This window comes from Facivitalis istanbulensis, from assembly GCF_040560405.1.
Lineage (GTDB): Bacteria > Pseudomonadota > Alphaproteobacteria > Sphingomonadales > Sphingomonadaceae > Sphingomonas > Sphingomonas istanbulensis.
Genome location: NZ_JAVSCQ010000032.1, coordinates 17,887 through 31,052 on the forward strand (window position 1 = coordinate 17,887; position 13,166 = coordinate 31,052).

Annotated in this window: 9 protein-coding genes and 1 pseudogene; 6 read left to right on the forward strand and 4 right to left on the reverse strand. The window is 64.8% G+C overall.

Going from position 1 to position 13,166, the window contains the following annotated elements; genetic code table 11:
* Window positions 1-14: 14 nt before the first annotated feature.
* Window positions 15-1,139, reverse strand: coding sequence for a glycosyltransferase (locus RN629_RS15340; RefSeq protein ID WP_407036034.1), 1,125 nt, complete (start codon window positions 1,137-1,139; stop codon window positions 15-17).
* 228 nt (window positions 1,140-1,367) lie between these two features.
* On the opposite strand from RN629_RS15340, the gene RN629_RS15345 reads away from it, so the two are divergent.
* Window positions 1,368-2,870, forward strand: coding sequence for a hypothetical protein (locus RN629_RS15345; protein ID WP_407036015.1), 1,503 nt, complete (start codon window positions 1,368-1,370; stop codon window positions 2,868-2,870).
* A 137-nt stretch (window positions 2,871-3,007) separates the two neighbouring features.
* Here the strand turns inward: RN629_RS15345 and RN629_RS15350 are convergent, their stop codons facing one another.
* Window positions 3,008-3,436 (reverse strand): MerR family transcriptional regulator, encoded by a 429-nt coding sequence (locus RN629_RS15350; RefSeq protein WP_407036016.1) that lies wholly within the window; start codon window positions 3,434-3,436, stop codon window positions 3,008-3,010.
* Window positions 3,437-3,469: 33 nt separating this feature from the next.
* On the opposite strand from RN629_RS15350, the gene RN629_RS15355 reads away from it, so the two are divergent.
* From RN629_RS15355 to RN629_RS15365, 3 genes are all read left to right on the forward strand, one after another.
* Entirely contained in the window at window positions 3,470-4,249 is a 780-nt protein-coding gene (locus tag RN629_RS15355; protein WP_407036017.1) for a MauE/DoxX family redox-associated membrane protein, read from the forward strand.
* Between the two features lie 441 nt (window positions 4,250-4,690).
* On the forward strand, window positions 4,691-6,892 hold the full coding sequence (locus RN629_RS15360) for a TonB-dependent receptor (RefSeq protein ID WP_407036035.1): 2,202 nt from the start codon (window positions 4,691-4,693) through the stop codon (window positions 6,890-6,892).
* A 410-nt stretch (window positions 6,893-7,302) separates the two neighbouring features.
* Window positions 7,303-8,431, forward strand: a protein-coding gene (locus RN629_RS15365) for an IS3 family transposase (protein WP_407036018.1) whose coding sequence is annotated in 2 segments (ribosomal slippage) — window positions 7,303-7,593 and window positions 7,595-8,431 — 1,128 coding nt in all. Because the reading frame shifts where the segments join, the coding sequence is not laid out codon by codon here.
* A gap of 228 nt (window positions 8,432-8,659) precedes the next feature.
* Here RN629_RS15365 and RN629_RS15370 read toward each other — a convergent pair.
* Window positions 8,660-9,191: pseudogene (locus RN629_RS15370) on the reverse strand (transposase).
* A gap of 451 nt (window positions 9,192-9,642) precedes the next feature.
* Window positions 9,643-11,331 carry an FAD-binding protein gene (locus tag RN629_RS15375; RefSeq protein ID WP_407036019.1) on the reverse strand — a complete coding sequence of 563 codons (1,689 nt, stop codon included), beginning with the start codon at window positions 11,329-11,331 and terminating at the stop codon, window positions 9,643-9,645.
* A gap of 186 nt (window positions 11,332-11,517) precedes the next feature.
* Between RN629_RS15375 and RN629_RS15380 the strand changes: the two genes are divergently transcribed.
* Window positions 11,518-12,741 (forward strand): cytochrome P450, encoded by a 1,224-nt coding sequence (locus tag RN629_RS15380; RefSeq protein WP_407036020.1) that lies wholly within the window; start codon window positions 11,518-11,520, stop codon window positions 12,739-12,741.
* A gap of 79 nt (window positions 12,742-12,820) precedes the next feature.
* The gene (locus tag RN629_RS15385; protein WP_407036021.1) at window positions 12,821-13,138 is read left to right on the forward strand and encodes a 2Fe-2S iron-sulfur cluster-binding protein; all 318 of its coding nucleotides are present in this window, start codon (window positions 12,821-12,823) and stop codon (window positions 13,136-13,138) included.
* Window positions 13,139-13,166 lie beyond the last annotated feature (28 nt).

Here is a 13,166-nt window from a genome sequence, read left to right on the forward strand (position 1 = left end):
AAGTGTCCGGGCAATCAGGTCTGGGGCGTGACCACTTCGCCGATCATCGGAGCGGGGGCGGCCCGACGGCGCAGGACATTGCGCATCACCCGGATATAGTGGTCCGCACCATGCTCGATCGTGAAGCGTCGGGCCTGGTGCAGCGTACGGCGGGCGTCCTGGCTCTGCGGCCGCGCGGTTCGGATCGCGGCGGCGAACCCTGCTTCATCGCCCACCGGCACCAGCGTGCCCAAGGCCCCCTGTTGCAGCAAGGAGGCCATGGAGCGGCTGCAATCGGTGGCGATGATACCGATATTGGCGGCCAGCGCCTCCAGGATCACCGCCGGCACCCCTTCATAGTGCGAGGACAGGAGCAGCGTGTCATATTGCGACAAAAGCCCTGCCGGATTGGTGACATAGCCGCGAAACGCGACCCGCCCGGACACGCCCAGTTGCAGCGCCAGCGCTTCGAGCATCGCACGCTCCGGCCCGTCACCGAAGATGGTCAGCGTATCCGCGGCATCACCACCTTGCGCGAAACCGCGCAGCATCAGCGCGAGGTTCTTCTGCGGGGCCAGCCGGGCCACCGTCACGAAACGATGGCCGCCACCGGCATGCCGGGGCAGGGCGGCGGCGTCCTGGCGCAACCGGACGATCTGCGCCTCGGACAGGGCAGGATCGGGAATGACCGCCACGCGCGCGGGCGAAACGCCGACACATTGCACGATCTCGGCGCGCATCGGCTTTTCCATGCCGACGAAATGGTCGATCGCCAGACCCTGGATGCGCAGCCATATCCGATAGAAGACGCGGTAGAAGAGCGAGGCATCCGCCCGGTCCAGATTGTTGCTGATCTTGGCCACGATCGGCGGGCAGTCGCGCCCCAGGATCAGCTTGAGCATGACCGCGACAAAGGCATAGGTATTGCCTGCGCAGAACAGCATGTCCGGTCGCAGGATCCTCACCGCGCGCGGCAGGGTCAGGACCATCCAGAGGGTTTCCCAATGCGCGATGCCGGGCCAGCGCCGCCGGGGCGACACGAAATCAAGGCCTGCCCCTACATCCTCGGCCATCGCGCCGTCGGTGCGTCCCAGGAAAAGCGGCGCATCCAGCCCCGTGTCGCGCCAGCGCCGCACAAGACGCAACGCTATCCGCTCCACCCCCCCGGGCTCGAAGCTGTGCAAGAAGGTCAGAACGCGCAAAGTGGCGTTCGCTCTGATCGTCGAGGATGTTGCCCCATGGCTGCGCCCATAGAGCGCGCAAATAGCACGGTCGAGTACGAAATATATAGGGTGGATGACGGATGCGTCATGTCGATCGACGATGACGCCCCTTGCCTTCGGAGCCAAAGCGACACATCGCACCGCGCGATGGAACCGGGGCGGGACATGGGACGGATGAAAGCGATCGGGCCGATCGGCCTGGTCATGCTGTTGGGGCTGGTCGCGCTGATCGTGCGGGCCCAGACCTTTGCCAATCCGGTGATCGGGTTCGACGAGCAATTCTATCTGCTGGTCGGCGACCGGATGCTGCACGGCGCCTTGCCCTATGTCGACATTTTCGATCGCAAGCCGATCGGGCTGTTTCTTCTCTATGCCGGTGCGCGCTTGCTGGGCGGCGACGGCTTCCTCGCCTATAAGCTGGTCGCGACCGGCTTCGTGATCGCCACGGCCTATGGCGTGCAGCATATCGCGCGGCGCTTTGCCGGGCCGGTCGCCGCGACGGCCGCCGCGATCCTCTATATCCTCTGGCTGAACCTGATGGAAGGCGAGGGGGGGCAGTCCCCCGTCTTCTACAACGCGCTCGTCCTGGTCGCAGCCGGCATGACCCTGCGCGCGGTCGAGCGGCGCGGGCGGCTCTTTCCCTGCGGCGTGGTCGCGATGGCGGCGATCGGGCTGGCGCTCCAGATCAAATATTCGGTGTTGCCCGAAGGGTTCGCCTTTGGTTGCATCCTGCTCTGGCTCGGCTGGCGCGCGCGGACGGGTATCCTGCGGTTGATGGGCATGGCGCTGGTCTGGGTCGGGCTGGCGTTGCTGCCTACGATCGCCGCCTATGGCTATTATCGTGCGATAGGGCAGGGTCCTGCCTGGATCTTCGCCAATTTCCTGTCGATCGGCGGACAGGCCGCGCGCCCCTGGACCGCCGAGCTGGAAGGGCTGGCCACCTGTATCGGCATCCTGTCACCGCTCGTCCTGGTCATAGCATTGGGACGTCCCTGGCGCTGGATGACGCCCGATCGACGGTCCGGGTTTCGCTTCCTTCTGATCTGGCTGGCGGTGACGGTTGCGGCGATCCTGCTCTATGCGCGGTTCGGCAGCCCGCATTATGCGATGCCCGTCCTGTTGCCCGCGCTCATCGTCGCCGCGCCGGTGCTCGACCGCTGGCGACGGGGTTGGATCGCCGTCCTCCTCCTGGCGATCGCCTTGGCCGGACAGATGGTGCTGGCCTTCAGCGAACGCGCCAAGGGCGGTCGCGCCGCAGCCCTGGCCGTGGCCCGCGCCGCGACGCCGACACCGGGCTGTCTCTATGTCTATGACGGCTATCCGGCGCTCTATATGCTGACCCATAGCTGCCTGCCCTCGCACTGGGTCTTTCCCGGCCATCTGAACACCCGGGACGAAGCCAGCGCAACCGCGATCGGGACCGACCCGGCCGAGGAGATCCGCCACATTCTGGCCCGGCAGCCGGGCGCGATCGTCGACGATTATCCGCGCTTCGCCTTTGGCAACCGGGCGACGCGCGCGATCCTGCGCGATGCGCTGGCGCGCCGCTATCACCTGGCCGCCTGCGTTCCGACCGGCCCCGGCCGGGTACGGCTGGTCTATCGGCCGGGACCGGGGGCGACGCCAGCGCATTGTCCGTCACCGGTCGACCTGGGGACTGCGAATTAACCCAAGCGATGTCGCGCGTGATCGCTGTCCGTTCATAACGGCGTCGTGGGCGCGTGTCGGAGGGCCGTCAGGGAAACGGCCGCGCCGCTTCGTATCTCCGTGGACTGACCAGAACAGCATGGCGAGGAGGCATGTCGCTATGTCGACAGGCCCGGCTGCTGTCCTGTTTCGAGGGATATCAGGATCGGGCAAGGCCCTGCCTGACCATTGCCGCACTCCTCCGCCAGCCTGGTCAGCACGGCGCGCGCCTTTTGCAGTTCGACGATCCGGGCATCGAGCGCTGCGATCCTTTCCCGTGTCAACGCCCGGACTTGCATTCGGTCATTGGTGGCATCCAGTGCGAGCAACTCGCCGATCTGCTCAAGCGTGAAACCGGCGCTCTGGGCTGAACGGATAAACCGCAAACGGCGTAGATCGGTTTCGCCATAGCGGCGGATGCGCTGCCCCGATCCCCGAAGTTGCGAACGTTCGGGCGTGGGCAGAAGCCCGCGGCGTTGGTAATAGCGGACCGTTTCCACCCCCACGCCAACTTTCTGCGCCAGTCCTGCAATCGTCCAGTTGGCCACGCCCTTGACTCCGTACCATGGTACGGACGGCATATGGGTGGCGTACCCCGGCCGGAGAAGATGATGGTGACCGCAGCGCCCAAGACCGCGATCCTTTACCGCATGGTGCTGGACAAGCATGTCTGCCCATATGGACTGAAGGCCAAGGACCTGCTCCGGCGACAAGGCTATGTCGTCGATGATCGGTGGTTGCGGACTCGGGAAGAGACCGATGCCTTCAAGGCCGAACATGGCGTGAAGACCACGCCCCAGATCTTCATCAATGGCGAGCGGGTGGGGGGGTATGACGACCTGCGCCGCTTCTTCGGCAAGCCGGTCGCCGATCCCAAGGCGACGAGCTATCGCCCGGTGGTGGCCTTGTTCGTCATGACCGCGTTGATGGCGCTGGCGGCGTCGCAGGCGGTCTATGACAGCCCCTTTACGGTGCGGGCGGGCGAATGGTTCATCGCATTCAGCATGGCGGTGCTGGCGTTGTTGAAGCTCCAGAATGTCGAAAGCTTCGCGACCATGTTCCTGAATTACGACCTGCTCGCCAGACGCTGGGTTCCCTATTCCTATATTTACCCCTTTGCGGAAGGACTGGCGGGGGTGCTGATGATCGCGGGCGTGGCGATCTGGGCATCGGTGCCGATCGCGCTGTTCATCGGGAGCATTGGCGCGGTGTCGGTGGTGAAGGCGGTCTATATCGACCGGCGCGATCTGAAATGCGCGTGTGTCGGCGGGGCAAGCAACGTGCCGCTGGGCTTCCTGTCCCTGACGGAGAATGTCATGATGATCGCCATGGCCGTCTGGATGATCGTCCGACATGCATGAGTGTTTGGTCATCGCTCGGTTTGGCGGGCATCGAAGATAGGTTCTGCGGAGCCGGTTGAGCTGGTCCGGCCGTCCCGGACGGTTTGGCGGCGGCGCCAAGCTCTACCCTGTCGCTGTTCGCCGCCATTTTTGCGAGTGTCCTGTCCGGGGCATGCCCCGGACGTCGCGCTGCGCCACCCCGACCATAGCCTCGTCCGCCGCCTTCGCCGCTTTGTGGGGGGCCGAGACGATCGCGGCCGCGCCATCGATCCGTCGGGCTGCGCGCCCTCTGCCTGCGTTGCGGATCGGGCGAGGGCGGCGGTGAGGCCGGGGACCCAATAGACCTGAGACAGCACGGCGCGCGCCATCGCAGGCGGTTCTCGATTATCACTTGGTAATGCGAACTATTTGCGTTAGTCGGCGCTCCCACAGGGGCCAAATGGTTTCGAGGGGGGAATGAAGATGCTGGTTCGATCGATGTCACGGCGCGGGTGGTTGAGTGGCGTGGCGCTGGGGGTGATGACGCTCGCCCAACCGGCGCTGGCCGAGACTGTCGATGGCGAGGAAAAACAGGGCGATCCCGACATCGTCGTGACCGCGGCACGCACAATCCTGCCGCCCAACGCCCTGCCGCTGACGATCGATATCATCGGCAAGGCCGCACTCGACCAGCAAATCGCCATCTCGGGCAGCGTGACGGACGCGGTCGCAGTGCTGACGCCCAGCTTTTCCCCGACACGCGGGAAGCTGTCGGGCGCGGGCGAGACGTTGCGCGGCCGCTCGCCGCTATACGCCATCAACGGCATCCCCCAGACGACGCCGCTGCGCGACAGCGGTCGCGACGGCTTCACCATCGATGGTTTCTTCGTCGATCGGGTCGAACTGATCTATGGCTCCAACGCCTTGCAGGGCGTGGGCGGCACTGGCGGTATCATCAACCAGGTGACGGTCGGCGCACCGACCGTCGAGGGCTTGTCGGGACGCGCGCTGTTGCAAGGCACCGCTGGCGATAAGTTCGAGGACGACTCCCTGGGCGGTAAGGCGGCGGGCCTTGTCCAGTACAAGGCCGGGGCGTTCGACGCGACGGTCGGCGCATCGTTCGAGCGGCGCGGGGTGTTCTACGACGCACAGGACCGCCGTATCGGCATCAACCTGACTCAGGGCGAAACGCAGGATTCGCGCGCGCTGAACCTGTTCGCGCGGATCGGGATGACGGTGCGCGGTACCGGGCGGATCGACCTGATCGCCAACCGCTACGAACTCAACGGTTACGGGAATTTCGTGCCGCTTGCCGGCAAACGCACCGCCGGCATCCCGACCAGCGCGGTGCGCGGCAACCCGCCGGGCAAGCCCGCGGCCAACCGCGCCGAGGCGCTGTCGCTGTCCTATACCGACAGCGACGTCGCCGGCGGCAACCTGACCGCCCAGATCTTCTTCAACCGCACCTATGACACGTTCGGCGGCGAGCCGAACCCGATCCCGACCTTTCAGGACCCGGCGATCGCCCCGCTCGGCACGTTGCTCGACCAGTCCGAGAATCGTTCGCGCAAGCTGGGCGCGCGCGCCAGCTATGAGCGCGCGGTGCCGGGGTTCGAGGCGCTGACCGCCACCATCGGGTTCGACGCGCTGTACGACAAGAGCGAACAGCGGCTGATCGCCACCGATCGCGTGTGGGTGCCGCCCGCCGATTTCCAGAGCCTCGCCCCGTTCGCGCAGGCCAATCTGAAGCTGTTCGACGGCGTGGTGCGTCTGGCCGGCGGGCTGCGATGGGAAAATGTGAAGGTGAGGATCGCCGATTACCACACGCTCGCCTCCACCACCTATAACGGCACCAACCCGGCCACCTATGGCGGCGTCGCGGTGAAGGGCGGCAAGCCCGGTTTCAACCGGATTATGCCAAATGGCGGCGTGATCGTCGAGCCGATGCCCGGCATCCGCGCCTATGTCAGCTATGCCGAAGGCTTCACGATGGCTGATATCGGGCGCATCACCCGTTCGGTCAGGACGCCCGGTACCGATCTGTCCAGTTTCCGCGCGATCGATCCGGTCATCTCGAACAATCGCGAGGTTGGGGTCGAGGTAAAGCGCGGACCGCTCGATGCCAGCGCGACATATTTCTGGTCGTCGAGCAACAACGGCCAGGTGCTGCTCGCACTCGGCAACGGCATCTTCGAGGTGCAGCGCCAGCGCGTCGAGATCCAGGGCCTGGAGCTGAACCTCGCCGTGAAGACGCCGCTCGATGGGCTGCGTGTTTCGACCGGCTATGCGCATATCCTTGGCCGCTATGACAGCGATACGCGCGCGCCGGACGGGATCGTCGATACCGATCTCGACGGAAGCAACATCTCGCCCGATCGTCTCAACCTCGCGGCCGATTATGTCGCAGGGCCGTTGACCGCGCGCGTGCAAACCCAATTCTATCTGGCGCGCAATTTTCGCGGCAAGGCGAATCCGGATCCGCGCAACAACTTCGCGGGCTACAATGTCACCGATGCATTCCTGCGCTATCAGACGCGCTTTGGCGGCTTGACGCTGAGTGCGCAGAACGTCTTCGACCGCTTCTATATCGACTATAACAGCGACACCCGCCTTCCCAATGACAACCTTGCCTTCTTCGCGGGACGGGGGCGCACGTTCACGCTGGGGTGGGACTATCGTTTCTGACCGGATCCGTCATCCAAACTGGCCCTTGAGGCTGGATGACGCACGGGTAGAAAATGGGCATGGCGGCGCGATGGCAACGGGCACCGTCGGTGCAATTCCTGCGGCAACCAGCCCGATGGAATGCGCGTTTTCGTCGGGGCAGCCTTGGTTGCCCTGACGAAAAGAGAGATGGTCTCTAAAGACCGGACCAGGGAAGCGGTGAGGCTCATCACCTGATGTCCTTCCCATATCCTCGGGCCATCGGAGTGTGCGGGATGACGACGGATTGGTCCGCAGGCTGGGATTCCGTCGCCGATGTGTTCATGGCGATCCGCTCGCGCACTGGAGAGGTGGCTCGGGAAATCTGGACATCAGGGATAAGTGGATTGCCGATCTGACAGCGGCCATGGTGGCCGCGAGCAGGAGGCAAGATGAGCAAGCGACCGCGCCGGAACCATAGTCCGGCGTTCAAGGCCAAGGTGGCGCTGGCTGCGGTGAAAGGCGAGAAGACGCTGGCCGAACTGGCGCAGCAGTATGACGTGCATCCGAACCTCATCAACCAATGGCGGGCGCGGCTGCTGGAGGGCGCGGCGGATGTGTTTGGCGGGGAACCCGCTCCGGCCGGGCCTGTGGTGGACGTCACGGCGCTGCACGCGAAGATCGGCGAGTTGACGCTGGCGAACGATTTTTGGGCCAGTGCGCTCGGGAAGGCCGGTCTGGCCCACGCGCAAGGCGATGATTGACCGTCGTCATGCGCTACCGCTGGCGGGTCAGGCGCGGCAACTCGGGATCAGCCGCGGCAGCATCTACTATCTGGCGCGCGCCGTGCCTGACGCCGACCTAGCCATCATGCGACGGATCGATGAGTTGCACCTGCTCTACCCGTTCGCGGGCAGTCGGATGCTGCGCGACCTGCTTTGGCAGGAGGGCATTTCAGTCGGCCGGCTGCATGTCGCGACGCTGATGAAGCGGATGGGATTGGAGGCGCTCTACCGCCGCCCGAAAACGTCGAAACCGGCGCCGGGACACAAGATCTATCCTTACCTGCTGCGCAAGCTGGCGGTGACGAGGCCCAACCATGTCTGGGCGACGGACATCACCTACGTGCCCAGGGCCCGCGGCTTCGTCTACCTCGTCGCTATCGTGGACTGGTTCACCCGGCGGGTGCTGGCGTGGCGGGTGTCGATCTCGCTGGATGCCGAATTCTGCATCGAGGCGCTGGAGGAAGCGCTCGCCCGCTACGGCAAGCCGGCGATCTTCAACAGCGACCAAGGCTCGCAGTTCACCAGCACCGCGTTCACCGCCGTCCTCCTGCGCGAGAAGATTGCCATCAGCATGGACGGCAAGGGATGCTGGCGCGACAACGTCTTCGTGGAACGCCCGTGGCGCTCAGTGAAATACGAGGAGGTCTACCTCAACGCCTACGCCTCGGTCCCCGAGGCTCGCGCCGGCATCGACCGCTACATGGCGTTCTACAATGCTGTCCGGCCGCATTCCGCGCTTGGCGGTCGCACACCCGACCAGGTATACTTCCACCAGCCGCTACTCACAGCGGCGTGATCCACAAGCGGCAATCCACTATCCGAGCCGCGAGCCTGTCCAGACAAACCGAGCCACCTCTAAGGGCCTCGCTCTTGTATAAGAGTGAGGCATATGGACACCTCGAAGAACCGCATGATTTCGGCATGATCGGGCTTCGGTGGAGATAGCAGACGCGATGGCGTCGTCCAGTTGGCTGATTTCGGCTGATTTTGCGGTTCTCGCCAGACTTTCTTCGCCGTTTCGGCGTCAGTCGGACGCAGTTCTCCCTTCGTGCCAGACGAGCCGTTTGAAGTTGTAGGCCAGGTTGGCCATGCCGATTTTCATCCTCGCGCGCTCGATGCCGATGGTGCGGACGGACAGGGCCAACGGACAGGGCCATGCGCGATTTCTGCACGGCAAAGACATGCTCGACCGCGGAGCGCACTTTCGAGCGGGCGGCGTTGGCACGCTGGTGCCGCCGGTCCATCGGCTTGCCCCTGGGCTTGCGGAAATGGATCATCGATTTGAGCCTGGCTCGGCGGATCGCGGCCTCGTTCTTGGCCGAGCGATAGGCGGTGTCAGCCCAGACCGACTGTGCGATATTCCCGGTGTCGAGCACGTCCTCGAACGCGCCGCTGTCATGGCGCGCCGCGTGGGTCACCGCCCATTTGCGGATGAAGCCGAAGGTGCGCTCGATCCCGGCGTGGTTCTTGTAGCCGAACATCGGCACCATGATCTGCGCCGGAGCCGCCACGCGCGTCTCGCCGGCCTCGCTGCGCTTCAGGCTGCCGCGCTTCATCGTCCAGCGTGCGTCGATGTCTTTCTGGCTCGATGCTCCTCGTAATCCCAAAACCCTGCCTGCCGCGCCGTCACTGCCTCCGACCGTCGCAATGGTCAGTCAATCACGGCGCCGAGTTCACCGCCAGGGGTTTTTCGAGGCGTCCGTTGGCTCCATCTGCAACATGTATGACCCAGATGAATGCCGGAACTACTTCACCGCCGCAGGATATGCGTTCGATTAAACGCTCGATGCTCTATCTGTTCGACGTGACGGTGAAATACTGATCGCGCGAGTCCAGCCTGCCCGGTCAGCCTGACGACGGAGCCGGGCCGGACCCGGCGGTCGGTCGGTTGGGCCGCCAGAGGGATGCTGTGGGATGATCGGACCATAGAGACATGATCCGATCATCCGTCACACCGGGATCACCGCCGCGAGGATGCGCTCGGGTCGCGGGCGAGATGCTGGCCCGTCAGGCTGCGGCGTCCGCGCTCATCGCGTTGGATCGTGCGGCGACATGCCGGCCCGCGCGTCGTCCCGAAAAGATCGTGTCCGCCAACGCCATGCCGCTTACATCTGCGGCGGACATCAAGCCGACGGCGGTACGCCCGGCGGCATAGAGGCCGCGGATCGCATGACCGTCGCTACGCGTCACCTCGCCGGTCTCCTCATCCACCGTCAGCCCGCCGAGCGAGAACATCATCGTCACGGTAAAACGATTGTCGAGATCCATGTTGATCGCGTGAAACGGCCCCCGCGCGATCCGCGCCACATTCTCCGGCGCCTTGCCACCGGGGTCGCTGCCGCGCTGGGCGCCAAGGTCCGCCGCTTGGACCTCGCGCTGAAGCGCGGCTGGATCGACCCCGATCCTGCGCGCGAGCGTCGCCATCGTGCGCGCCTTTCTGGCGCCGCCGAACAGCATGTTGAGCAGGGTGGGCATGGTATAGAGCCGCAACCCCTTGCCGGGAAAAAGCGCCTGTTTGCGGGCGAGCCGATAGGCATCGTGGTCGAGGATCAACCAGGCCTTGCCGCCGGTCTGGTCCCCGATCGCTTCGCCCAGAAAGGCGGTATAGGCATCTTCGTTGATGAAGCGCTTGCCCTCGGCATTGATGATGATGCCATGCAGCAGCGCGGGCGGCGGCGCGATCGAGCGGGCGACGAAGAAATTGTCCAGATAGTCGGTGTTTCCGCCGACGGAGCGGCCGAGATCGATCCCGCTCCCGTCGCAGCCCATCGATCCCAGGCGCATCACGGTGCGGTACGCCCGCGCATAGGTCGGGCGCTGTTGTTGCAGTTTCGCGAGATTGTAGATGAAACCGCCTGCGGCCAGCACCACCCCCGATCGCGCGCGGATCAGCTTGCGCGTGGTGATCTGGTCCTCGAAGGCCCGGGCGGCCTTGATGGCCTTTTCCGCCCGCGCGCCCCCCATCGGCCGCATGGGTGATACGCAGGCGTTGAGCGCTTCATGGGCCTCATGCAGCTTGGGCGGGATGGCGAGCACCTCGATTCCAATGACGCTATCCGATTCGTCGACGACAAGACGGCGCGCCGGCGCGTGGGCAAGTACGCGCACGCCCTTCGCGATCGCCGATTCCTTCAACGCGGCATAATGGGCGTAGCCGGTGAAGCCCGCGCCGAATGCCCGGTGACCGCGCGCCGCCGGACGGGCATTCGCCGCGTAGGAGGGCACCTTCTCGTTGCCGGAATAGTAAAGATAGCTGCCTTCGGGCGGATAGGTGGTCTTGTGTTCGAACAGCGTCGAGTCGTACCGGACGCCCTGCGCCTCCATCCATTCTATCTGTCCCGCACTCTCCTCGCAGAAGCGGCGCAGCGTTTCAGGGCGCACCGACATTTTTTCCTGCGAAAGATAGGCGTACATATTGTTCGCATCGTCGTGGATGCCGGCTGCCTGCTGGTGTCGGGTCGCACCGGCATAGGTGACGCCGCCCGACCATTTCGTCGCGCCGCCGCCCGCGAACCGATCGACGACCAGGACGTCTGCACCGCGTTCGCGCGCCGTGATTGCCGCGACCGCGCCCGCGCCGCCAAAGCCGACCACGACGACATCCGCCATATCGTCCCAGCGGACATCGTTGGCACTGCGCACGCGTAGCGGCTGTTCAACCGGCGTGTCGTTCGAAAAGGCTGGAGCTTTCGCCATGTCGTTCCTCTCTCGTCGCCGGCGCATCGCTGGTCGGCCGTTATCCGCTCTTGCCAAATAACTCTAACAAGTATTAGATAAAATGACAACGCTTCGAAGATGGGAAGGCGGGTAGCTTTCCCGGTCGACGGAACCGGCAGGCCTGCCAGAATTCAACGAGGGGCCGCTGTGAAGGAGAAGATGACGATGGCGCTATCTGACGTCGCCGCACGCGTGCGGCCGGCACATGTTCCGGATCATTTGGTCACCGATTTCGATCTGTACGACGTGCCCATCATCGATGCCGATCTCGGCAAGTCATGGGCGGCCTTGAAGAAGCGGGTGCCCGGCTCGACCTTCTGGAGCGACCGTCACGAGGGATATTGGACGGTCCTGGCCGGGCGCGATGTCGAGCAGGTTTATACCAGGGCGGAGACGTTTTCGAGCGCCGACATCTTCATTCCACCGAACGGCTCGCGCGAGCATGCGCTGATCCCGCTGGAACTCGATCCGCCCGAATCACTGAAATATCGGCGCGTCATCCAGACCCAGCTCATGCCGGCGGCGCTCGACGATCTGGCCGAGACGGCGCGTGGCGAGATGATCGATCTGATCGACGGCCTGGCGGCACGGCAGGGGTGCGACTTCATCCGCGACTTTGCGGGTATCCTGCCGATCATCGTGTTTCTCACGCTCATGGGCCTGCCCCGGGACGATCGCGACCATCTCGTGCCGCTAGCCGAGATGTCGACACGGCCCGCCTATCCCGAGCAGCGGCTGGAAGGGCACCTGGCATTGCGGGCCTATCTGCGGGACAATATCGCGAAGCGGCTTGCGAACCCCGGTGCCGACCTGCTCAGTCGCATGGCGCTGGCCGAGGTCGATGGCGAGCGGATGACCGAGGACGAGCTGCTCCGCTTCACCTCGACGGTGATGATCGGCGGCCTCGATACGGTGACGAACCTGATGGGCTTTACCGCGCTGCATCTTGCACGCAATCCTGACAAGCGTCGCGAATTGATCGCCAATCCGGAACTCGTGAACGCGGCGGTGGACGAATATGTGCGCCGTTTCGGCGTTGTCGGCGTGGCGCGGCGGGTGATCCGCGACGTGACCTTGGGCGATGCGGACATGAAGGCCGGGGACATGGTGCTTGCCCCGACATTCCTGCATTCCATCGACGACACGATCTTCGATCGTCCGCTGGAAGTGGATTTCCATCGCAAACAGGCCAGGAACATGACGTTCGGCGGCGGTGCCCATCTGTGCCTCGGCATGCACCTGGCGAAGCGGGAACTGCGGATGTTCCTGACCGAATGGCTGGCGCGGATCCCCGACTTCGCCGTGACCTCGGAAGACGACCTGCACGTCGCCACGGGCATCGTTTCCGGCCTGACCACGCTCCCGCTGCGGTGGAGCAGCGCCTGCTGATCGCCGCGATCTTCGGCATGGCGTCCCGCCGGACGACAGGCCGACCCGACCTACAAAAATGACACGAAGGACATGATTGATGCCGACCTTTTCGGTGACCAAGCGCGACGGAACGACGGTCGAAGTGACCGGCGAGCAGGGCCTGACGGTAATGGAGGCGATCCGTGACGCTGGGATCGACGAGCTTCTGGCACTGTGCGGTGGTTGCTGCTCGTGCGCCACATGCCATGTCTATGTCGACACGGCATCCGCCGCGACGATCCCGCCGATGAGCGGGGACGAGAACGACCTGCTGGAAGGCTCGCCGCATCGCACCGAGCGCTCGCGCCTCTCCTGCCAGATCGTGCTCGATGCCGCGCAGGCGGATCTGCGGGTGACGATCGCCCCGGAGGATTGAGCCGACCCGCCGCGGCCGAACACCCGGC

Bases quoted from the DNA above. Each gene is read 5' to 3' on its own strand.
- RN629_RS15375 (WP_407036019.1), bottom strand. From the start codon at position 11,331: ATGGCGAAAGCTCCAGCCTTTTCGAACGACACGCCGGTTGAACAGCCG.
- RN629_RS15355 (WP_407036017.1), top strand. From the start codon at position 3,470: ATGGGTGGCGTACCCCGGCCGGAGAAGATGATGGTGACCGCAGCGCCC.
- RN629_RS15380 (WP_407036020.1), top strand. From the start codon at position 11,518: ATGGCGCTATCTGACGTCGCCGCACGCGTGCGGCCGGCACATGTTCCG.
- RN629_RS15345 (WP_407036015.1), top strand. From the start codon at position 1,368: ATGGGACGGATGAAAGCGATCGGGCCGATCGGCCTGGTCATGCTGTTG.
- RN629_RS15385 (WP_407036021.1), top strand. From the start codon at position 12,821: ATGCCGACCTTTTCGGTGACCAAGCGCGACGGAACGACGGTCGAAGTG.
- RN629_RS15360 (WP_407036035.1), top strand. From the start codon at position 4,691: ATGCTGGTTCGATCGATGTCACGGCGCGGGTGGTTGAGTGGCGTGGCG.